Origin of the sequence: Cryptosporangium phraense (assembly GCF_006912135.1) — a bacterium.
GTDB lineage: Bacteria > Actinomycetota > Actinomycetes > Mycobacteriales > Cryptosporangiaceae > Cryptosporangium > Cryptosporangium phraense.
The window spans coordinates 202,827-224,670 of sequence record NZ_VIRS01000008.1; the positions used below are offsets into that span (position 1 = coordinate 202,827).

A 21,844-nucleotide genomic window follows, 5' to 3' on the forward strand; every position below is an offset into this window, starting at 1 on the left:
GGCCGCCTGCGGCGTGGCGGGCCGCGAATTATCGACTTTTCGGGCCTTCCCGGGGGCTCAGAAGCCCGGAATCCCGTGAATCTATGGCGCCTGGTCGCCGAGTGGCCCGCTCGGCGGGGGTTCGGCGCGGTCGGTTCCGCTCGGAGGGGATTCGGCGCGGCCGGAGGTTCTCGTGGCGCGATTACTCGCGTGGCGCGGGTTCGGCGTGGCGAGGGTTCGCGTTGGGATGGCCCGGCGGATCGCCTGACGGTGGGTGGCTAGGCCCATCGGAGGCAGACCGGCGGGCTCGCCGCCCGCCGAGCATGCGGCAGCCTGGGAGCGCGAGGTGCCCACCCTCCGGCCCGGCCGTCGGTCGGCCTCTTCTGACCTTGAGCCTCCGGTCTGGTGGCCGGTCGGCTCATCCTGTGGACCGGACCTAGGCGAACCTCCCTGTCGCTGAGAGTGCGGCGGCCCGGGAACGCGCCTTGGCCTGTCCTCGGCCCGGTGGCCTCGCGACGCACCCGGCCTTGCGACGTACCCGGCCTTGCGACGGACCTGGCCTTGCGACGGACCTGGCCTTGCGACCCGCCGGTCTGAGCCTTCGTCCGTTACGGTCCGGCCGGCCCCGTCCCGGAGCGCCCCAGCAGACCCGCACCGGCCGCCCCAGCCTCAACCCACCCCCCGCGGCCGCCCCCAGCCTTAGCCCCGCCCCCGCCCCAGCCCGGCCGCAACCTCAAGGCCCCGGCCCGACCCCCGGCCCCGACCCCGGCCCCGACCCCGGCCCCGACCCCCGGCCTCAGCGCGCTGGCCCCGACCCCCGACCCCCGGCCTCAGCGCGCTGGCCCCGACCCCCGACCCCCGGCCTCAGCGCCCCGGCCCCGACCCCCGACCCCCGGCCTCAGCGCCCCGGCCCCGACCCCCGGCCCGCCTGGACGGCCCGCCCACGTCGTCGGCCCCGCCCCCGGCCCCCGGCCCCCCGCCCCGGCGCCGCCCGCCCCGGCCGGCGGCCGCCACCCCTCAGACCGCGGCTCGCGCCGGGCGGGACTCTGGGCGCAAGCGTCGCCGATCGTCGAACGGATCCGCTCCCTGGCGGCCCGCCTCGATACGACTCAACAGCTCCCCCCACCTCCCCGCCCCCCGCGCCGGAGAGGACCAGATCGTGTCGACCTTCACCAGCCGGGTCTCCGGCCGCTCCACCCACGACAGCACCCGCTCGACCTCCTCCAGGTGCACCCCATCGGTCAGCGGATCCGGCACCACGGTCTCGGCCGCCGCGATCAGCTGATCGACGATCGGCAGGGGCGGGACGCCGCGGGCCGCGACGCCGGCTGCGGCCAGGCGGCCGAACCGCACGACCGAGATCTCCCAGCCGCCCTGGCCGTCGGAGCGGGCCGCGACCATCTCGGGGACCGCGCTGATGGCCCGGGTGCGCTGCGAGCGGATCACCGCGCGCAGGAGCGTCGCCAGGCGGTTGCGGGCCGTCGCGGCCTCTTCGTAGCGCTGGCGCTCGGAGAGCGTCTCGATGCGGGCCAGCAACCGCTCGACCAGGCGCGACGGGTCACCGTGCACGGCCTCGCGGAACGCCTCCGCGTGGCGGCCGTAGGCCTCGACCGACACCCGGTGCTCGCACGGCGCCTCGCACTTGCGGATCTCGTAGAGCGCGCAGGCCGGCTTCGTCTTGCGCGTCGAGAGTACGCCGCCGCACTGACGGATCGGCAGGACGTCGTACACCGCGGTCGCGGCGGCCTCGGCCGAACGGCGGGACGAGAACGGGCCGAGGTACGCCGTGCCGTCGTCGCGCGCCTGGCGCACGAGAGACAGCCGCGGGTAGGCGTCGGTAGTGAGACGGAGCCACAGGCGACGTTCGGGGTGCTTGGACCTCCGGTTGTACGGCGGCTTGTGCGCGGCGATCAGCCGCAGCTCGCGGACCTCGGCCTCGAGCGAGTGCGCGCACACGATCGCCTCGATGCGCTCGGCCGCGCCGATCATCTCGGCCATCCGCGACCGCTGCTCGGACGAGACGAAGTACTGCCGGACCCGCGTCCGCAGGTCCTTACTGGTGCCCACGTACAACGGCCGGTCGCGCGCGTCGCGGAACAGGTAGACGCCGGGCGCGCTCGGGACGCCCTGGGCCAGGTGCCGCTTGCGCCGCTGGGCCTCGGAGACCTGCGTCGTGAAAGTCTCGAGCTCTTCGAGCGTCTGGATGCCGAGGTTGCCGAGCCGCTCCAGCAGCCCGTGCAGAACATGGACCGTCGCCTGAGCGTCCGCAAGTGCACGGTGGACCGGCGTCGTCGGGGACCGGAAGAACTGGGCGAGCGTCCCCAGCTTGCAGTTGCGGACCTCGTCGCGGCTGAGCGCGCGGCGCGCGAGCACCGCGGTATCGACCTTGCGGAAGCCCGGCCAGACCTGGCCGTGGGCCTCGCACGCGGCCTTCAGATGACTCAGGTCGAACGGCGCGTTATGCGCGACCAGCACCGACCCGCGGGCGAACTCCAGAAAGGCCGGCAGCACCTCGGGGATCGGAGGGGCCTGCGCCACCATCGCGTCGGTGATGCCGGTGAGGACGGTGATGAACGGCGGGATGCCGATACCGGGATCGACCAGCGTCTGGAACTCGCCGAGCACCTCGCCGCCGCGGACCTTGACCGCACCGATCTCGGTGATCGCCGAACCGCCGGGCGCACCCCCGGTGGTCTCCAGGTCGACGACCACGAACGTGGTCTCGCGGAGGGGCTGACCGAGCTCGTCGAACGTCGACTGGATCCAGCGCCCAGCAGGTGCGGCCTGTTGCATGCGGGAACCGTAGACGGAGGGTCGGACAAAATTGCGAGGCTGCAGGTCATGCGGCCGTTCGAAGCGGGGAGTGGAAGACTGACGGGTGTGACCGGCGAGCACTTCCGAGCGAACGACGGTCCGGACGCAAGTCCGGACGTCGCCGCTGGTGCTGCCCCCGAACCGGTGCTCCCGGACGCGGTCCGGGCCCGCGTGGTCGCGCTCGCCGTCGACCTGTTTCCGAGCCTCGGTCCGGACGTCCTGCCGGGGCCGCTCCGCCGGTTCGCGCACTTCACGCCGGCCCGCCGGGCGAAGATGGCCGGCCCGAGCGTCGCGGCCGCGCTGACCGCCGACGCCGAGTTCCGCGAGCGCCTGGCCGAGAAGGCCGTGGAGGCCGCCGGTCCGCTCGGTGAGGCCGTCGCGGCCGGGACGCCTCCGGGTGCGGCCGACCCGGTCGAGGTGGCCGCGCTGGCCTACCTGGCCCGCCCCCCGCACTGGACCGCGCTCGTCGAGGCCGCCTCCGCCACGGCGGCTGCCGCCGCCGAGTCGGAGCAGGTCCAGGCGGCCACCCGCCAGCTCGACCGGCTCGCCGAGCAGCTAGACCGCGTCCGGGCCAATGCCAAGGCCGATACGGACAAGCTGAGGTCCGATCTGGCGACCGTCCGGTCCGAGGCGGACGAGTTGCGAGCGCGCGTTCGCGAGCTCAGCAAGGCACTGCGCGACTCCGAGCAGGACGTCCGACGGCTCACCGAAGCCGTGTCGACCGAGCGCGGGCGGGTCGCCGCGCAGTCCAGCACCGCCGACGCCGAGATCCGACGCCTGCGCAGCCGGCTGGCCGACGCCGAGCGCGAGCGGGAGCAGGGGAAGTCGGCGACCCGGGCCGGCCGCGCCACCGAGGACGCCCGGCTCTGGTTGCTGCTGGAGACGATCGGCAACGCCACCCAGGGCCTTCGCCGCGAGCTCGCGCTCGCGCCCCCCGACACGCTCCCCGCCGACGCGGTGGCGGCCGAGGTGGCGGGGGCCGCTGCCGCGGTCGAGAAGCCGGGTGCCGGCCGGCTCTGGGCCGCCGACGATCCGGCGCGGCTCGACCAGCTGCTCGGCCTGCCTCGCGTCCACCTGGTGATCGACGGGTACAACGTCACCAAGACCGGGTTCGGAGAGCTGGCGCTCGAACAGCAGCGGACCAGGTTGCTGGCCGGGCTCGCGGGCATCGCCGCGCAGACGAACGCCGAGATCACCGTGGTGTTCGACGGGGCTTCGCGGTTGGCGGTGGCGCCCGGCAGCCCGCGCGGGGTCCGGGTGATCTTCAGCCCGGCCGGGGAGACCGCCGACGAGGTGATCCGGCGGCTGGTGCGGGCCGAGCCGTCGGGCCGGCCGGTGGTGGTCGTGTCGTCGGACAAAGAGGTCGCGGACGGGATCCGCCGGGCCGGCGCGTATGCGGTGCCGTCGATCGTGCTGGTGAAGCGGCTCGAGCGGGCGTAATCCGGTTTTGTCGTACCCCGTGGTTACCGTGCGGAGTGAAGTCAGTGATGCACGGAAGGAGGCGACGACAAATGCTCATCGATTGCGACGCGTGCGGCGTCCGCGGCTCTGGCTGCGCCGATTGCGTCATCAGCGCGCTGGTCGGCGGCCCGCCGCCCGGCGTCGAACTGACCGCGCTGCCGGCCGGTGTTCGGCTCGACGAGGAGGAGAACGTGGCGCTGCTGGCGTTTGCTGCTGGCGGGTTCGAGCCGGAGTTTCTGGCGATCACGGCGGCTGAGCCGGGTCATGAGGATGGGTGGTTGGGGGCACGGCGGGATGCTGAATCTCGGGGTGGGCGGCGGGCGGGCTGAGGCTCGTGCGGCCGGGCCTGGGGCGGGCCGGGCTGCGGGGCCCGGGGGTCCGGGGGGCCGGGGTGCGGGGCCTGGGGCGGCCGGGGTGCGGGGCCCGGGGGCCCGGGGCGGGCCGGGGTACAGGGCCCGGGGCGGGCCGGGGTGGTGGGCCGGGGGTCCGGTGCGGGCCGCAGGGGCGCGGGGTGGGCCGCGGGGGCGCGGGCTCCGGCAAGCGGGTGGGGTGCGGGGGTTCTGAGGCTCTGAGGCTCCGAGGCCAGGGAGGGCAGCTCGGCCGGGTGGATCGGCGGTGCCTGAGGCCGGTACTGCCTGAGGCCGGCGGTGGACTGGGGTCGTGCAGCCCTCAGCGCTTGGTCGGCCGTACGTCAGCGGTCGTCAGCCGGTCGGCGGTCCGCAGCGTTCTCCCGCCCGGCAGTGGCTCGGCGTAGCGCGGTCGCTCGCGATCCGGCCTGCTGTCGCAGGCCATTCGCGTCTTTCACGGCGACCCGCATCGTGCAGTTCTCACACGGCTAAGGGCGCCTGGCATCCGTCCTGTCCGGCCGCGCCCAAGCTTCCGTGCCGGTGGTGCCACGCCGCTCGGTGGTGCCGTCGAGCGTCAGGCGACTCCGGTCCGACCGACCCGTTCCCCCTGGTGGCGCCCTGTGCCGACCCGCGCCCGGGTGGCGTTCCTCCGCCGTCCGCGTCCGCTGGTGCGTTGCCCGGCGGCGCGCGTCAACGTGATCCGCAGGGCGGGGCCACCGGCCCCGGTCCGAGCCCCTTCGAGTCCGTGGAAGTCCGCGCCCGGCGCGCCCGGGCTTGGCCGCGGCGCGCCTCGGAGAGCGGACGTGCCTTCTCCGCGAATTCACGGGTTAACGGGCTCTCCCGGCCCCCGGGGAGACCGTTTAGCCGCCAATTCGCGGAGCGGTCGTATCCGGCGGCGCGGACGCGCTCTGCGCGAGCGCGGGTGCCGGCGGTCACCGGCAGCCGAACCGCCTCGGCGCCGTCGGAGCCTCAGGGCCTCCGCCGCAGCCCCCGGCACCTCCGCCGCAGCCCCCGGCACCTGCGCCGGAGCATCGGCGCCGCCGCAAAACCGCGACGCCGCCCCGAAGCGCAACGGCGCCGCTGCCAGAGCCTCGCCCGCTGTCAGAGCCGCCGCCGGAGCCTCGGCGCGCCTCCGCCAGAGCCCCGGCACTACCGCCGGAAGGGCGGGTCCGCCGCCGGACCCTCGGGTCCGCCGCTGGAAGGTCGGCCCCGCCGGGACCTCAGCGCCGCGCCAGGACCTCACTGCCGCGCCGGAGCCTCAGCGCCGGGCCGGGCCTTGCTGCCGCGCCGGGGCCTGAGCGCCGGGCCGGGCCTTGCTGCCGCGCCGGGGCCTGAGCGCCAGGCCGGGGTCTCCCTGCCGTGCCAGGGTCTCAGCGCCGCGTCAGGACCTCACTGCCGCGCCCGAGCCTCAGCGCCGGGCCAGGGTCTCACTGCCGCGCCGGGGGCTGAGCGCGGGGCCGAGCCTCCGCGTCGCGCCCGAGCCTCAGCGTCGCGTCCTAGCCTCAGCGTCGCGTCCTAGCCTCAGCGTCGCGTCCTAGCCTCAGCGTCGCGCCGGGAGCTCAGCGTCGGAGCCGGGGCCTCCGCGGGCGGTTTCGGTCGGCTGCGAGAATCGATTCGTGTCCAGCCGCGTCGTCGCCCTGATCGCCTTTCTGATCCTCGGCGCTGCCACCGTTCTCGCGGCCGGCTTCCTCACCCCCTGGCGGCCCGCTCCGGCCACCCCCACCACGGCCGCGGCGGTGCCTCGGCCGGACCCCTCCACCGACTTCAGCGACGACGAGATCGCTCGGGGGAGTGCGTTCCGGGCGGCCGTACGCCCCTGGTCGCTCAGCCGGATGGTGCTCGGGCTGGTCGTCGCGGTCGCGCTCGGGCTCACCCCGCTCGGGGCCCGGCTCATCGGTGCCGCAGCCCGGCCCCTCGGAGGCTCCTGGTGGGTCCAGGCACTCATCGGGGGCATCGTGCTCAGCCTCGTCGCCACGGTCGTCACGCTGCCGCTGGCGGCCCGCAGCGAGGTGATCCTCCGGCGGTACGGGCTCTCCACCCAGAACTGGACGTCCTGGTTCGCCGACCTGGGCAAGGGGTGGGCGATCTCGGCGGTCCTGACCGCGGTGATCACGCTCGTGTTGTACGCGTTGATCCGCGCCACACCGAGCTGGTGGTGGACGTGGGCCGCGGGCGGGGCGGCCGCGTTCGTGTTCCTGGCCTCGTTCGCGTTTCCGGTCCTCATCGAGCCGGTGTTCAACAAGTTCACTCCGATGCCCGATTCGGCTCTCCGCACCCAGCTGCTGCAGCTGGCCGCTGGGGACGGCGAACCGGTGAAGGACGTCCTGGTCGCCGACGCCTCCCGGCGAACCACCGCACTCAACGCCTACGTCTCGGGCTTCGGGGCCAGCCGACGCATAGTCGTCTACGACACGCTGCTGAAGGACGCCCCACCGGACGAGGTCGAATCGGTGGTCGCCCACGAACTGGGGCACGCGGTCGACCGGGACGTCGTCACCGGCACCGTGCTCGGTGCGCTGGGTGCGGCCGCCGCGGTCTGTGGCCTCGCGGTCGTCGGTGCGTGGAGTCCACTCCTGCGGAGAGCGGGCGTCGACGACCTGACCGATCCGCGGTCGCTGGCCCTGCTACTGGCGATCGTCGCCGTGGTCGGGGCGCTCTCGACGCCGATCCAGTCCGTGGTGTCACGAAAGATCGAGGCCCGCGCCGACGAGCACTCGCTGGAGCTCACCCGGGACCCGGAGGCGTTCGTGTCGATGGAACGCCGGCTCGCGTTGGTCAACCGGGCCGATCTACGGCCCAACCCGTTCTACCAGTTCTGGTTCGGCACCCACCCGACCACAGTGGAACGCATCGCCGCGGCTCGGGACTTCGCGGCCCGCGAAGACCTGCCGATCCCGGGGCCGGCCCGATGAAGACGCTGCTGGTCACCAACGACTTCCCGCCCCGCCCCGGTGGCATCCAGACGTTCGTCCACCAGCTGGCCGTCCGTCAGCCCGCGGATTCGCTCGTCGTCTACACGTCCGACTGGAAGGGCGCGGAGGAGTTCGACGCGCAGCAACCGTTCCCGGTGGTCCGGGACCGGAGCAGCTTGCTGCTCCCGACGCCGGGCGCGGCGAAGAAGATCGTCGCCACCGCGATGGAGCACGGGTGCACCTCCGCCTGGTACGGCGCGGCCGCACCGCTGGGTCTGCTGGCGCCGACGCTGACCAAGCACACCGGAATCACCTGGCAGGTGGCGCAGACGCACGGGCACGAGGCCGGGTGGGCCGCGCTCCCCGGAGCCCGGCAACTGCTCAGCCGGATCGCCGACGGCGTGGACGTGATCACCTACCTGGGCAATTACACGCGCTCGAAGCTGGAGGGCCCGGTGAAGAACCGCGCCCAGCTCGTGCACCTGCCGGGTGGCGTGAACACCAGCGAGTTCCACCCCGACGTCGACGCCACCGAGGTGCGGAAGCGGTACGGCCTCACCGACCGGCCGACGATCGTCTGCGTGTCCCGGCTGGTGCCCCGGAAAGGGCAGGATCAGCTGATCCGTGCGCTGCCCGCAATCAGGAAACGAGCCAAAGACGCCGCCCTGCTCCTCGTCTCCGGCGGCCCCTACCGCGAGAAGCTCCAGAAGCTCGCGGCCGAGCATCGCGTCACCGACCACGTGAAGTTCACCGGCTCGGTGCCCTGGGCCGAACTCCCGGCCCACTACGCGGCCGGCGACGTGTTCGCGATGCCGTGCCGCACCCGACGCGGCGGGCTGGACGTCGAAGGGCTGGGCATCGTGTACCTGGAGGCGTCGGCGACCGGGCTGCCGGTGATCGCGGGCGACTCCGGCGGAGCGCCGGACGCGGTGCTCGAGGGGGAGACCGGGTACGTGGTCGGCGGCCGGGACGTCGACGCGCTGATCGAGCGGGCGTCAGAGCTGCTCGAAAATCCGGAGAAGGCCCGAGGAATGGGCAAGGCCGGCCGTGCCTGGGTGGAACGGGACTGGCACTGGGACACCCTGGCGGCCAGGATGTCCCAGTTGCTCAGCGGCCCGGACGGCCGCTGAGCTCTACAGACCCGGCGTGTTCGGTGCCTCCAGCAGACCCAGCCGCAGCGCCGTCATCAGCGCCTGGGCCCGGTTGCCGGCGCCGAGCTTCTCGTACAGCTTCGAGATGTGCGTCTTGGCCGTCGACTCGCTGACGTAGAGCTGCTTGGCGATACCGGCGACGCTCATGCCGTCGGCGAGCAGCCGCAGTACCTGGCTCTCGCGCGGCGACAGGTGCGGGCCGCTCGGGGTGAGCCGCCGCTTCATCGCGCTGGCCAGATCGGACGCGGTGAACGCGTTCGGCGAGGACGCGGCGTGACGCGCGGACGCGACCACCTCGTCGGCCGGCGCGTTCTTGGGCACGAACGCCGACGCTCCGGCCTCCAGCGCGCCGAACAGCTGGTCGTCGCCGGCGTACATGGTGAGCACCACGATGCCGATGTCGGCCCGGGACGACCGGAGCGCCTTCGTGGCCTCGAGCCCGCTGCCGTCCGGGAGCCGGAGATCCATGATCACGACGTCGGGCTTCAGCTCGGCGGCCTTGCGGAGCGCGTCGGCGACCGACCCGGCCTCCCCGACGACCTCGAAACCAGGGTCACGTTCGAACGCGTGGCGGAGCCCTTGCCGGATCAGATCGTGGTCATCGACGAGGAGAACAGTCGTTACCCCGCCGCTGGCCTCGCCCCCCGGCGGGCTGGGGAAGGACCTGTTGTCAGTCACTGTCTGGCCGCACCTCCTGCGCGATCACGTTATACGATCCGTCGCCTAAAGTTCTCATATCAGGGTCTCTGTAGGTGTTGGCCAGGAAGAATGGTTTCCGACCGGCCATAGTGGACCAACTTACGCCCCAATCGAAGCCGCGGAAAACGCTCGTTGGAATGAATTATGCCATTCGCGACGTAAAGTAGCTACGCCGCTACGAATTGCGCCCAAAAATCCGACAAAACTATTCTCAACTAGCAGTTCCCTGTCTCGTCTTACCCCCCAGCACAACGCGAACTGTCGTCCCTTTGGGGGCACGAGGCACGATTTCCAACTCGGCCCGCACCCGATTCGCCCGTTCGGCCATGATCGTCATTCCGTAGCGGCCGTCGGGACGTTCCTTGCCCAGCCCCTTGCCGTCGTCGCTGACCTCGATCTGGGCGTACGGAGGGTCGACCTCGCAGGTCACCCAGAGGTTCGCGGCGCCCGCGTGCTTCCGGGCGTTGGTGACCGCCTCCTGCGCGATCCGCAGCAGTTCGGATTCCACCGCGGCCGGCAGCCGGGCCGTCGACTCGTCCAGCGACAGGTGCACCCGCAGGCCGGCCGAACTGCCGATCGTCCGGGCGTAGTCGGCGATCGCCGACCCCAGCCCGCCGTGCCGGTCGACGTCGCTGCGCAGCTCGAACAGCGAGAGGCGCAGTTCGGTGATGACCCGGGTGACCTCGGTGCGCAGCAGTCGCAGCGTGCTCTCGGCGGCCTCGCTGCCGGACGGGAGGTCGGCGATCGCGTTGTCGATGCCGTACCCGACCATGACGAGTTCCTGCGCGACGCCGTCGTGGATCTCGCGGGCCAGCCGCTGTCGCTCCTCGGTCGTCGCCAGCCCCCGGACCTCGTCGAAGAGCAGCGCGGTCTCCAGCCGCAGCGCGGCGTTCCCGACGACCTCGACCGCCTCCGGCACGACAGCCGGCGGATACGCGCCGACGCGGTCCGACTCCAGGACGACCAGCCCGACGGTCCGCACGCCGGTGATCATCGGCAGCACCAGCACCGACACGGGTCCGGACGACCCGGCCCGGTCCAGCGAGCGCGACGAGATCTGCGGTTGCTGGCTGGCCCAGGTGTCGGCCAGCGGTGTATCGGCGTCGAACGACGTCTCCCAGGCGACGCGGCCCGGCGCCCGCTGCGTCAGCACCTCGAGCCGCCCGCCGCCGCTGCCGGTCAGCACCGCGCTGCGGTCGGTCGGCGCGACCTGCCCGAGCTCCTCCAGCAGCCGGTCGGCCAGGCTGCCGGGGTCGAGGCCGCCGGGCAGCTGCCGAGCGATCGTCCGCAGCTGGGTCAGCAGACGCGCGGCCTGGACGAACTCCGGCTCGACGGCGTCGGCCCGGCTGCGCACCAGCCGGTGCACGGCCAGCCCGAGGAGGCCGGCCAGCGTGGCCACGACCGTCCACTCCAGCGCGGACAGGCCGAACGTCAGGTCGCCCAGCTGGTCCTGCAGGGCCCCGGAGATGACCAGCGCCACGACCGCGACCACCATCAGCCCGGCCAGCTCGAGCCCGCCGGCCACCGCACCGACCGCGAACGCGGGCGCGGCCAGATAGCTCAGCAGCAGCGCCGGGTGGACCGCCGCGTCCTCGCCGGGCGGCGTCGCGGCGGCCATCGAGACGACGATGACCTCGGCCAGCCACCCGATCCGGGCCGGCCACGGACGCTCCGGCGCGACCAGCCCGGGCGCGGCCGCCAGCGCGAACAGCGCACACCAGAGCAGCGTCGGGGCGATCGACTTCGTGCTGGCCAGCGACAGCACGACGACCAGCACCAGCAACGCACCCCGGACCAGCCGGGTCAGGGGCGTCGGTTCCCACAGCCCCGGCGGGAAGACGCGGTCAGCTATAGATCGCAGCGATCTCGTCGGCGTACTCCTTCTCGACGACGGATCGCTTCAGCTTCATGCTCGGCGTCAGCTCGCCCGTCTCTTCGGTGAAGTCGCGGGGCAGGATACGGAACACCTTGACCGCTTCGGCGTGCGACACGGCCTTGTTGGCGTCGTCCACGGCGTTCTGGATCTCGGCCCGTAGGTCGGAGTCGTTCACGAGATCGCCCACCGTAGCGTCCGACGCCTTGTTGTGCGCGTCCCGCCACGGCCCGAACGCGTCCGGGTCGATCGTCACGACCGCACCGATGAACGGCTTGGCGTCGCCGACGACCATCGCCTGGCTCACCAGCGGGTGCGCCCGGATCCGGTCCTCGAGCACCGCCGGGGCGACGTTCTTGCCGCCCGCGGTGACGATCAGCTCCTTCTTGCGCCCGGTGATCGTCAGGAAGCCCTCGTCGTCCAGCGAGCCGAGGTCGCCGGTGTGGAAGAAGCCGTCCTTGAGCGCCTCCGCGGTCGCCGCCGGGTTGTGCCAGTACTCGCGGAAGACGTGTTCACCGGCGATCAGCACCTCGCCGTCGTCGGCGATCCGGACGGTCATGCCGGGCAGCGGCCGCCCGACCGTGCCCAGCTTGACCGCGTCGTCCACGTTGGCCGCCGTGGCCGGGGACGTCTCGGTGAGCCCGTAGCCCTCCGACACCCAGAGCCCGATCCCGCGGAAGAAATGCGCGAGACGGACCCCGAGCGGGGCGCCCCCGGAGATCGCGTGCGTGCAGGCCCCTCCGAGAGCAGCCCGCAGCTTCGAATAGACCAGCCGGTCGAAGAGCGCATGCTGCACACGCAGAAGGAGCCCGGGAGAGTCCGACGACGAATACGCCACCGCTACCCGGTCGGCCCGATCGAAGATCGCGCCCTTCCCCTCCGAGTGCGCCTTCTGCTTCGCGCCGTTGTAGACCTTCTCGAACACCCGCGGGACGGCCAGCACGAACGTCGGCCGGAACGTCTGCAGGTCGTCCATCAGGTTCTTGACGTCCGGCGCGTGGCCGAGCGTCGCCCGGGACTGTACGGCGCCGAGCTGGATCAACCGGGCGAACGCGTGCGCCAGCGGCAGGAACAGCAGCGTCGAGGCGCCCGCGTTGAACATGCTCGGCAGCACCGGCAGCGCGTTGCCCACCTCGAACAGCAGGTTCCGGTGGGTCAGCACGCAGCCCTTCGGCCGCCCGGTCGTCCCCGACGTGTAGATGATCGTGGCGACGTCGTCGGGCCCGAGAGCGGCCCGCCGGGCGGCCACCTCGTCATCCGGAACAGACGACCCGGCCTCGACGAGGAGGGACACCGCCGAAGCGTCGATCTGCCAGACCCGGCCCAGGTCGGGGAGCTCGCCCCGGACGGCCTCGACCATCGACTGGTGCGCGGACGTCTCGACGACGACCGTGACCGCACCGGAGTCGCCGAGGATCCACTGGACCTGCTCGGCCGACGAGGTCTCGTAGATCGGCACGGTCACGCCGCCGGCCGTCCAGATCGCGTAGTCGATCAGCGTCCACTCGTACCGGGTCCGGGCCATCAGCCCGACGCGTTCGCCGGGCTTGACGCCGGTCGCGATCAGTCCCTTGGCCACCCCGACGACCTCGTCGCGGAACTGGAGCGCGGTCACGTCGGTCCAGCCGTCGAGCGGCCGCCGGAACGTGACCTGGCTCGGTGCTTCGTCGGCGGCACTCCACACCGGGTCGGTCAGATTCGCCCCATCGGGGACGGTGTAGACGGCGGGCTGAGCGAACTCACGCACCACGGCCTCCCATTCCTGTGTTCGAACACAGCACGGTACCGGCGGTTACTTCACGGTATCTCGGGTGGGTCCGCCCCGTGGTGCGCGTCACGTCGGGCGCGTTCTGCGAGGTGGCAGACTTCCAGAGGTGCCCCGCATCCACGTCGTCTCGGACGTCCACGGCCGCGCCGACGCGCTGGCCACCGCCGGTGACGGAGCTGACGCGCTGGTCGTCTGCGGCGACCTGCTGAACTACCTCGACTACGCGCACCCGAGCGAGGGCATTCTCGCCGAACTGCTCGGCCCGGAAGCCGGCGCCGAGTTCGCCGCGCTCCGCAAGGAGCACCGGTTCGGCGCCCTGCGCAGCGCCGGCGCCCGGCTGATGGACGACCCGGCCGCGTTCGCCGAAGCGGTCGTCGCCGCGGCCCGCCGCCAGTACGCCGAGCTGTTCGACGCGATGCCGGTGCCGGCCTACTGCACCTACGGCAACGTCGACATGCCCCGGCTCTGGCCGGAGTACGTCGACGACAAGCACCGGCTGTACGACGCCGAGGTCGTCGAGATCGGCGGGTGGAGGTTCGGGTTCGTCGGCGGGTGGCCCCGCCGTCCCATCCCGCCGGAGCTGCTGAAGGCATCGAAGATGCCGATCGTCCAGTTCGGCGCCGACTCGAGCCCCGAGGAGTACGCGGCCAAGGTCGAATCGCTCGGCCCGGTCGACGTGCTCTGCTCGCACGTCCCGCCGGCCGTGCCCGAGCTGCGCTGGGACACCGTGACCCGCCGTCCGGAGGTCGCCAGCGAGGCGCTGCTGGACTACGTCCGCGAGTACCAGCCGCGGTACGCGCTCTTCGGCCACGTGCACCAGCCGCTGCAGCGCCGGCTGCGGATCGGCAAGACGGAGTGCGTCAACGTCGGCCACTTCCGCGCAACCGGCAAGCCCTTCGTACTGGAGTGGTAACAAGAGCAGCTATGGCGGACTCTTCCCAGCAGTCGATCACGATCCCGGCCTCGCCGCCGACGATCGCCGCGGTCATCGCCGACTTCGCGTCCTACCCCGAGTGGGTCGACGCGGTGAAGTCGGCCGAGGTCGTCAGCGAGTACGAGGACGGCTACGCCCACCAGGCGCACTTCGTGCTCGACGCGGGCGTCGTCAAGGACGACTACACGCTCGAGTACGCCTACGCCGAGGACCTCACCCGCATCGAGTGGACGCTCGTCCGGAGCACGATGATGAAGCTGCAGAACGGCAGCTACGACCTGGTCGACAACGGCGACGGCACCACGACCGTCACGTACACGCTCGAGATCGAGTTGAACGTCCCGATGCTGGGCATGTTCAAGCGCAAGGCCGAGAAGAGGATCATGGACACGGCGCTCAAGGACCTGAAGAAGCGGGTGGAGTCGCTGTAATGCGGGTGGTGCTGTTCACCGGTAAGGGCGGGGTCGGCAAGACGACCTCGGCCGCCGCGACCGCGGTCCGGGCCGCGGAGAACGGCACCACGCTGGTCGTCTCCACCGACCCGGCGCACTCGCTGGCTGACGCGCTCGGCGTCCCGGTCGGCCCGGAGCCCACCCGGATCGAAGGCCGGCTCTGGGCCCAGCAGGTCGACAGCCAGGCCCGCTTCGAGGAGTACTGGGCCACGCTCCGCGACTACCTCACGATGCTGCTCCAGCACGGCGGCCTGACCGGGGTCGCGGCCGAGGAACTCGTCGTCCCGCCCGGCCTCGACGACCTGTTCGCGCTGTTCGCCGTCCACGCCCAGGCCCGCTCCGGCCGCTTCGACACGCTCGTCGTCGACTGCGCCCCGACCGCGGAGACCCTCCGTCTGCTCACGCTTCCCGACGTGCTCGGCTGGTACACCGACCGCCTGATGCCCCTGCACCGGCGTCTCGCCGGGGTGGCCCGCCCGGTACTCGGGCGCGACCTCAGTGCTCTCATTCCCGACGACGGCGTGCTCGCCGCCGTCGCGCGTCTGCAACAGGCTCTGGCCGACGTCCGGGAGCTGCTGACCGACCCGGCGACGACCGCGGTCCGGCTGGTGCTGACGCCGGAAGCAGTCGTGCTGGCCGAGGCGCGCCGGACGTTCACGGCGCTGGCCCTGTACGGGTTCGTGGTCGACGGCGTCGTGGTGAACCGCGTGATCCCGGACGGCGACGACCCGTGGCGGGCCGGCTGGGCCGCCGCCCAGCAGGCCCGGCTGGCCGAGGCCCGGGAGAGCTTCGCCGGCGTGCCGCTGCGGACCGCGCCGTACCTGCCGTCCGAACCGGTCGGCGGGCCGGCCCTGGCCGCCCTCGCCGACGCCCTCTACGGCGACGACGACCCGGTCGCCGCGGTGCCGGTCGAACCCCCCTTGCGCTTCTCCGGCGAAGGCGTGCTCTCGGTGGCGCTGCCGCTGGCCGAGCGGTCGGACGTCGTGCTGTCGCGGGTGGCCGACGAGCTGATCCTCACCGTCGGCGGGCGCCGCCGGGTGCTGGCGCTGCCCGAGGTGCTGAAGCGGCGCACGGTCGCCGGTGCGTCGCTGCAGGATGGCCGGCTGGAAGTACGGTTCCGGGAATGACGACCCCCGGCCCCATCATCGACGAGGCGGCCAAGTTCGCGGAGGCGCTGCTCGGTCGCGTCGGAGCCCGTGATCTGCCCCCTGAGCTGGTCGAACGACTCTCCGCCGCGGTCGCCGACGCCGCCGTGGCCGGAGCCGGACTGCTTCGTGTCGTCGCCGAGGTGGCCACCGAGTGGGGCAAGCAGGCGGCCACCCCGCCGGACCCCGAGCCACCGGTGCAGCACATCGACATTGACTAATGGCGAGTTCGCGCCACGGGTAGAGCGATGGAGACGTCCGGTTCGCCGTGCCATACGCTGCGACACAGCGAATCGGAGAGTGGTGAGGGGCGCGTGACGCTGACCGTCGGAGTCGACGTCGGAGGAACGAAGGTGCTGGCCGGAGTGGTCACTCCGGACGGCGAGGTGCTGGCGACCGTGCGGCGGCCCACTCCGAGTCAGGACGTGAACGACACCGCTCGGGTGATCGCCGAGGTCGTCCGCGAGCTCGACGAGGAGTACGACGTCGAGGCCGTGGGCGTCGGCGCAGCGGGCTGGATCGATGCATCCCGCTCGGTCGTGCTGCACGCGCCGAACCTGGCCTGGCGCCGGGAGCCGCTCAAGGACCGGATCCAGGAGCGGGTCGACGTCCCGGTCGTCGTCGAGAACGACGCGAACGCGGCGGCCTGGGCCGAGTACCGCTTCGGCGCCGGTCAGGACCAGCACCACCTGATCCTGATCACGGTCGGCACCGGCATCGGCGGCGGCGCGGTTGTGAACGGCGACATCTACCGCGGCCACTTCGGGGTCGCGGCGGAGTTCGGTCACGTCCGGGTCGTGCCCGACGGCCACCCCTGCGGCTGCGGTGCGAGCGGGTGCTTCGAGCAGTACGCGAGCGGCAAGGCGCTGGTGCGCTTCGCCAAGGAGCAGGCCCGCGAAGACAAGGCGGCGGCCCGCGTCCTGCTGGAGATGGCCGGCGGGGACGTCGACGCGATCGACGGGCCGATGGTGACCAGGGCCGCACAGGCCGGTGACGCGGCCTCGCTGGCCGCGTTCGCCGACCTCGGCGACTGGCTGGGCTGGGGGATGGCCGACCTGGTGTCGGGCTGGGACCCGCAGTGCATCATCCTCGGCGGCGGGGTCGCCGAGGCCGGTGACCTGATGTCGATCCCGGCCCGGGAGACCTACGCGAAGGTCACCGCGCTCCGCGGCCGCACCGACGTGGCCGAGGTCCGGATCGCGGCCCTCGGCAACAAGGCCGGCCTGGTCGGCGCGGCCGACCTCGCCCGCATCAGGTGAAAGTCCTCACCTGGAACGTCCACGGACTCCGTGACGACGTGGACGCGCTGGTGCGCACCGTCGTGGGCGTGGCCCCGCAGGTGGCACTGATCCAGGAGGCGCCCCGGGTCTTCCGGTGGCGGGCCCGGGCGGCCGAACTGGCCCGGAGGTGCGGGCTCGTCGTGGCCCAGGGCGGGGCGTCGGGGAATCTGGTGCTCGTGTCGCTGGCGGTGGCGATCCGGGACACCGCGATCGTCCGGTTGCCGTTCACCCGGGGGCAGCACCCCCGGGCGGCGGTGGTCGTGCGGGCCTCGCTGGCGGGCGCGGATTTCGCCGCGGTCGGCGTCCACCTGGGACTGACCGAACCGGAACGGGTCGCGCACGTGCCGGTGCTCCTGAACGCGCTGCCGGACGAGCCGACGATCCTCGGCGGGGACATCAACGAGACCGACGGCGGTCCCGCGTGGAAGGCGCTGGCCACCCACCTGGCCGACGCCGGCACCGACGACCCGTCGCCGACGTTCCGCACCCGGCGGATCGACGGCCTCTTCGTGACGCCTGGGCTACCGGTGCGCGACTACCGCGTCCTGGACATGCCCGACACCCGCGTGGCCAGCGACCACCGGCCGGTCGTGGCCGACGTTCAGCTCACGCGCTGATGCGGCCGCACCACCCGCACGGCGGCGAGCCACCGCTCCAGCGGTAACGACGTGCCCCGGCGCACGGCCTGTCCGGCGTCCAGCAGCACCGAGTCCGGGACCTCGGCCAGCGCCGCGATCTCGGTGCGGGCCAGCAGCGCCTCCCGCTCGGGCTCGTCGAACCGGCTCGGCTCGTGTCCGGTGAGCGAGCACCACAGCGCGAGCACCTGCTCCCGGCGGTTCAGGTACCGAATCGGGGCGAGCGTTCCGGTCATCGCGACCACCTCCCACCGTTCACGGTGAGGGCCCCGGTGTACGTGCGTGCGGCTACTACGTGACAGCCGAGCAAAACCTGCTAAACGACCGCGCCGTCGTCGGGGTCGTCGTCGCTCCACCCGTCACGCAGACGCCAGACCAGCGCACCCGCTCCACCGAGGATGCCGACCAGCGAGAGCAGCAGCCGGACGTGCTCGCTCAGCCCGAGCGTCCCCGACCGGAACAGCAGCACGAGCCCGCACGCGATCGCCAGCAGCGCGCCGATGACCGGCAGCGACAGCCGGGGCAGGGGCGGCGGCGGGGGCGGCTCGTAGCCCTCGTCCGGATCGGTGTCGAAGTCGGTCGGCGGAGCGTCGGTGCCGGTCAGGCGATCGCGGCCGGTCGGGCGGGCGAGGTCGGCCCGGAGCAGCTCGGGCCGGAACGGCTCCCGCCGTTCGGGCCCCTTCGGGTCACCGCGGTCGTCCGGGACGTGGTCGGTCGCCGACCGGTCGGGGCCGGTTCCGTCGGTCTCGCGACGGTCGGACGCCCGGCGGTTCCGCTCGGCCGGTGGTGCTTCGGTGTCGGCCTCGGCGGCCGGGCTCGCGCCGGCCTCGGCGTCCGCGTCGGTCTCCGGACGGAGCGGCTGATCGGCCGCGCCCGGCCTCCGGACCGGAAGCGGATCGGCGGTCGGGTCGGCCGGCGGAGCTGCGCTCGCGGTCGGATCCGGACGCGGCCCCGGCGCGTCGGACTCCGGCACCGCCGTCCGCCGTGGACGCTCGGGCGCCGCCGTCGCGTCGTACCCGGCGATGATCTTCTCCCACTCGGCGTCGACGTCGACCTCGATCGGACGCTGCGGCGCCGCCTGGATGCTCTCCTCGGTGGACGACGACCCGGCGGCCGACTCGTTCTGAACCGCGTCTTCCTGGACGGCCTCGAGCAGCCCCCGGGCCTCGTCCAGCCGCTCGCGGTCGACCCAGAGCCGGTCGGTCGGCCGGGCCGGCAGCGACGTCGAGCGCACCACCGGGTTCAGGTCGGCGCTCGGAGCCAGGAACGCGGCGATCCCGACGATGCCCAGCACGTCGAGCAGGTGCTCACCGATCCGCGGGTCGACGTCGGCCAGCGCGACGAACTCGGTCGCGTCCAGGCCGTTGTCGCGCCGCCCCCGGTGCGGACGCCCCGCGGTGCCGCTCATCTGGCACCGGCCAGGAGCGATCCGACGAAGTCCACGCTGCCGGCGAAGATCACCGGTGCATCGTTGTCGAGCGTCGCCACGTGGAAGCTGTCGGTCAGCACGGTCTCCGAGACGGCCGTGGACGACACCTCGGCCAGCAGCGTCGCGCTGTTCTCGGGTTCGACCACGTGGTCGTCGGCGCTGCGGAACAGCCGGATCGGCACGGTGACCTTCCCCAGGTCGGCCCGCACGACCTTCCAGAGTTTGCTCAGCGAGGCCGCGGCCTTCAGCGGCAGACGCGAGTAGGCCAGCTCGTCCTGGCCCGGCTTCTTGATGTCGTTGCGGATGCCCGGGAACGACCCGATCAGCTTGCTCGCGACCGGCAGCAGGGCCGCGTCCTTACGCAGGGTGAAGTAGGACGGGTTCACGAGGAGCAGCCCGGCGGGTGCGGTCGGGAGCCCGGCGTGCACCTCGGCCAGCCGGGTCACCAGCGTGCCGCCCATCGACAGCCCGCCGGCGACGATCGGCGTGCCGGGGGCGAGCCGCTCGCGCAGCGCCAGGTACTCGCGTTCGACCTCGGCGTACCAGTCTTCCCAGGTCGTCCGGTTCAGGTCCGGCCAGCGGGTGCCGTGGCCGGGCAGCAGCGGGCACGACACCGTGTAACCGGCCGCGTGCAGGGCCTCGCCCCACGGGCGGATCGATTTCGGGGAACCGGTGAAGCCGTGGCTGAGCAGGATGCCCGCCGGTGCGTCGGATCCGGCGTCGAACAGGAAGGGCTCTGCGCCGGGCAGCACGGACACGTCACACCTCCCAGGAGCGCCACGGGAGGAGCGGTCCCGCGGCGAGCGTCGGACCCCATCGTGACACGAGGCGGCGTCATCGGCGGCGCGTTCGATCCACCTCGACACCGCCCGGACCAGTGAGTCGGATGAGACGCATGGGACAACGCCCGTCTCACCAGTCCGGGAAGGGTGTATTCGGCATGGATCGCCCGGCCGTGAACCCGCGCGGTGAGCGTGGTGAACGCCACTAGGGGGTAGAAGGAGTCCGACACGCCGAGCGCTCGGCCGGCGAGCAGAACACCGGTACGCTCGATCCGCACAGGTCCTGAGGAGGTCTGGTGTTTTACTGGGTGTGCAAATACATCCTGATCGGGCCTTTCCTCCGGCTGTTCTTCCGGCCGGTGCTCGAAGGCGTCGAGAACATTCCGGCCACGGGCCCGGTCATCCTGGCCAGTAATCACCTGTCGTTCAGCGACTCGTTCTTCTTCCCGCTGATGGTCCCGCGCCGCATCGTCTTCCTGGCCAAGTCCGAGTACTTCACCGGCAAGGGCGTCAAGGGGATGTTCTCCCGGCTGTTCTTCAGCGCGGCCGGCTGCGTCCCGATCGACCGGACCTCCGGCTCGGCCGCCGAGGCGGCCCTGACGACGGGGGCGCGCGTCCTCGCGGAGGGTCACCCGCTCGGCATCTACCCGGAGGGCACCCGGTCGCCCGACGGCAAGCTCTACCGGGGCAAGACCGGGGTCGCCCGGCTCGCGCTGCAGACCGGGGTCCCGGTCGTCCCGGTCGCGATGATCAACACCGACCAGGTCCAGCCGATCGGTCAGCTGATCCCGCGGATCATGCGCGTCCGCATGCGCGTCGGGAAGCCGCTCGACTTCAGCCGCTACGCCGGCCTGGCCGGCAACCGCTTCGTCGAGCGGTCGGTCACCGACCAGATCATGTACGACCTGATGCAGCTCTCCGGTCAGCAGTACGTCGACGTCTACGCCGCTTCGGTCAAGAACAACACCACCCCGGCCGACGCCGGGCAGCGCGCCGCCGAGAGCGTTGCCGCCTGAGATCGGTCCCGGTCGCCGGCCGGCCGGTTTCACGGTCGAGGTCACCGGGTGGCGGGCGCTGGCCGCGTTCCGCTGGCTGACGCTGGTCTACGCGACCGCGCTCAATCTCGACGACCTGGGACGCGTCGCCCACCCGGCCTGGTGCGTGGCCACGCTGGCGGTGATGGCCGGGTGGAGCGTCGTCGCGACGTACTGCTACGCCCGGCCGCGGTTCCGGACGCCCGCGCTGCTCGTCGTCGACCTGGTCGTGACGCTGGCCACGGTGCTGGCGACCCGGCTGGTCGAGACCCCGGAGCGCATCGCCGGCGGCGAGTTCACGGTGCCGACGGTCTGGGCCGCGACCGCGGTGATGGCCTGGGCGCTGCGCTGGGAGATCGTCGGCGGGCTGCTCGCGACGCTGGGGCTGGGCGTCGCGAACGTGGTCGTGGTGAGCGGGCAGCCCACCCGGGGCACCGTGCACAACATGATCCTGGTGCTGCTGGCCGCGATCGTCATCGGCTACGTCGCCGAGGTGCTGCGTCAGGTCGACCGGATCATGATCGACGTCTGGCAGGAGCAGGGCGCGGTCGCCGAGCGGGACCGCCTCGCCCGGCAGATCCACGACGGCGTCCTCCAGGTGCTGGCGCTGGTCAAGCGACGCGGAGCGGAGCTCGACGGCGAGGGCCGGGAGCTGGCCGAGATGGCCGGTGAGCAGGAGGCCGCGCTGCGGGCGCTGATGACCGGCGGCTCGGCCGCGCCCGCCGACGGGGAGGTCGACCTGACCGCGCTGGTCTCACCGTCGACCGCCGCTTCGACGATCGAGCTGGTGGCGCCGGCTGAGCCGGTGATGCTCCCGGCGGGCGCGGCCGCCGAGGTGGCCGCCGCGATCGGCGCGGCGCTGCACAACGTGGCCGAGCACGCGCCGGGGGCGCGGGCCTGGGTGGTGATCGAGGACGAGCCGGACGCGGTGCTGGTCGTCGTCCGGGACGACGGCCCGGGAGTGCCGGCCGGGCGGTTGGCGGAGGCCGCGGCCGAGGGTCGACTCGGTGTGGTTCAGTCGATCCGCGGCCGGGTGCGCGAACTCGGCGGGTCGGTCCGTATCACCAGCGAAGCCGGCGAAGGTACAGAAGTGGAGTTCCGTGTCCCACGGTGACGAAGTCACTCCGGCTCCCGGCGGGCCCCGCCGCG

General features: G+C 72.8%; 19 protein-coding genes. 12 read left to right on the top strand and 7 right to left on the bottom strand.

Annotated elements, in window-relative coordinates:
• Window positions 1-996 precede the first annotated feature (996 nt).
• Complete coding sequence (locus FL583_RS14040) at window positions 997-2,772, bottom strand: DEDD exonuclease domain-containing protein (protein ID WP_142705054.1); 1,776 nt, start codon at window positions 2,770-2,772, stop codon at window positions 997-999.
• Window positions 2,773-2,859: 87 nt separating this feature from the next.
• On the opposite strand from FL583_RS14040, the gene FL583_RS14045 reads away from it, so the two are divergent.
• The 4 genes from FL583_RS14045 (at window position 2,860) to FL583_RS14065 (ending at window position 8,643) form a co-directional block, all read left to right on the top strand.
• Entirely contained in the window at window positions 2,860-4,233 is a 1,374-nt protein-coding gene (locus FL583_RS14045) for an NYN domain-containing protein (protein WP_205752120.1), read from the top strand.
• 71 nt (window positions 4,234-4,304) lie between these two features.
• Window positions 4,305-4,583: a hypothetical protein gene (locus tag FL583_RS14050; RefSeq protein WP_142705056.1), complete on the top strand. Its 279-nt coding sequence runs from the start codon at window positions 4,305-4,307 to the stop codon at window positions 4,581-4,583.
• Window positions 4,584-6,217: 1,634 nt separating this feature from the next.
• On the top strand, window positions 6,218-7,513 hold the full coding sequence (locus FL583_RS14060) for a M48 family metallopeptidase (protein WP_142705057.1): 1,296 nt from the start codon (window positions 6,218-6,220) through the stop codon (window positions 7,511-7,513).
• On the top strand, window positions 7,510-8,643 hold the full coding sequence (locus tag FL583_RS14065) for a glycosyltransferase family 4 protein (RefSeq protein WP_142705058.1): 1,134 nt from the start codon (window positions 7,510-7,512) through the stop codon (window positions 8,641-8,643). The genes FL583_RS14060 and FL583_RS14065 overlap by 4 nt, the downstream gene beginning before the upstream one ends.
• Before the next feature lie 3 nt (window positions 8,644-8,646).
• Here the strand turns inward: FL583_RS14065 and FL583_RS14070 are convergent, their stop codons facing one another.
• The 3 genes from FL583_RS14070 to FL583_RS14080 all read right to left on the bottom strand — a co-directional run bounded on the left by FL583_RS14070 (window position 8,647) and on the right by FL583_RS14080 (window position 12,983).
• The gene (locus tag FL583_RS14070) at window positions 8,647-9,342 is read right to left on the bottom strand and encodes a response regulator transcription factor (RefSeq protein ID WP_051569974.1); all 696 of its coding nucleotides are present in this window, start codon (window positions 9,340-9,342) and stop codon (window positions 8,647-8,649) included.
• 232 nt (window positions 9,343-9,574) lie between these two features.
• A complete protein-coding gene (locus FL583_RS14075; protein ID WP_205752121.1) occupies window positions 9,575-11,140 on the bottom strand; it encodes a sensor histidine kinase in 1,566 nt (521 codons plus the stop codon).
• 67 nt (window positions 11,141-11,207) lie between these two features.
• Window positions 11,208-12,983 (bottom strand): AMP-dependent synthetase/ligase, encoded by a 1,776-nt coding sequence (locus FL583_RS14080; RefSeq protein ID WP_142705060.1) that lies wholly within the window; start codon window positions 12,981-12,983, stop codon window positions 11,208-11,210.
• Between the two features lie 127 nt (window positions 12,984-13,110).
• On the opposite strand from FL583_RS14080, the gene FL583_RS14085 reads away from it, so the two are divergent.
• The 6 genes from FL583_RS14085 (at window position 13,111) to FL583_RS14110 (ending at window position 17,432) form a co-directional block, all read left to right on the top strand.
• The gene (locus FL583_RS14085) at window positions 13,111-13,917 is read left to right on the top strand and encodes a metallophosphoesterase family protein (protein ID WP_205752122.1); all 807 of its coding nucleotides are present in this window, start codon (window positions 13,111-13,113) and stop codon (window positions 13,915-13,917) included.
• A gap of 11 nt (window positions 13,918-13,928) precedes the next feature.
• Window positions 13,929-14,369, top strand: coding sequence for an SRPBCC family protein (locus FL583_RS14090; RefSeq protein ID WP_142705061.1), 441 nt, complete (start codon window positions 13,929-13,931; stop codon window positions 14,367-14,369).
• Window positions 14,369-15,517, top strand: coding sequence for an ArsA family ATPase (locus FL583_RS14095; RefSeq protein ID WP_142705062.1), 1,149 nt, complete (start codon window positions 14,369-14,371; stop codon window positions 15,515-15,517). The genes FL583_RS14090 and FL583_RS14095 overlap by 1 nt, the downstream gene beginning before the upstream one ends.
• Entirely contained in the window at window positions 15,514-15,756 is a 243-nt protein-coding gene (locus FL583_RS14100; protein WP_142705063.1) for a hypothetical protein, read from the top strand. The genes FL583_RS14095 and FL583_RS14100 overlap by 4 nt, the downstream gene beginning before the upstream one ends.
• A 93-nt stretch (window positions 15,757-15,849) precedes the next feature.
• Window positions 15,850-16,794, top strand: coding sequence for an ROK family glucokinase (locus tag FL583_RS14105; RefSeq protein WP_142705064.1), 945 nt, complete (start codon window positions 15,850-15,852; stop codon window positions 16,792-16,794).
• On the top strand, window positions 16,791-17,432 hold the full coding sequence (locus tag FL583_RS14110) for an endonuclease/exonuclease/phosphatase family protein (RefSeq protein WP_142705065.1): 642 nt from the start codon (window positions 16,791-16,793) through the stop codon (window positions 17,430-17,432). The genes FL583_RS14105 and FL583_RS14110 overlap by 4 nt, the downstream gene beginning before the upstream one ends.
• Here FL583_RS14110 and FL583_RS14115 read toward each other — a convergent pair.
• The 3 genes from FL583_RS14115 to FL583_RS14125 form a co-directional block, all read right to left on the bottom strand.
• Window positions 17,417-17,686 carry a hypothetical protein gene (locus tag FL583_RS14115; protein ID WP_142705066.1) on the bottom strand — a complete coding sequence of 90 codons (270 nt, stop codon included), beginning with the start codon at window positions 17,684-17,686 and terminating at the stop codon, window positions 17,417-17,419. The two genes, FL583_RS14110 and FL583_RS14115, sit on opposite strands and share 16 nt — an antisense overlap.
• 80 nt (window positions 17,687-17,766) lie before the next feature.
• Entirely contained in the window at window positions 17,767-18,858 is a 1,092-nt protein-coding gene (locus tag FL583_RS14120; protein WP_142705067.1) for a hypothetical protein, read from the bottom strand.
• The gene (locus tag FL583_RS14125; RefSeq protein ID WP_142705068.1) at window positions 18,855-19,637 is read right to left on the bottom strand and encodes an alpha/beta hydrolase; all 783 of its coding nucleotides are present in this window, start codon (window positions 19,635-19,637) and stop codon (window positions 18,855-18,857) included. Before FL583_RS14125 ends, FL583_RS14120 begins: the two co-directional genes overlap by 4 nt.
• A gap of 320 nt (window positions 19,638-19,957) precedes the next feature.
• On the opposite strand from FL583_RS14125, the gene FL583_RS14130 reads away from it, so the two are divergent.
• Entirely contained in the window at window positions 19,958-20,677 is a 720-nt protein-coding gene (locus tag FL583_RS14130) for a lysophospholipid acyltransferase family protein (protein ID WP_142705069.1), read from the top strand.
• Complete coding sequence (macS, locus tag FL583_RS14135) at window positions 20,667-21,809, top strand: MacS family sensor histidine kinase (protein ID WP_205752123.1); 1,143 nt, start codon at window positions 20,667-20,669, stop codon at window positions 21,807-21,809. Before FL583_RS14130 ends, macS begins: the two co-directional genes overlap by 11 nt.
• Window positions 21,810-21,844: the final 35 nt, after the last annotated feature.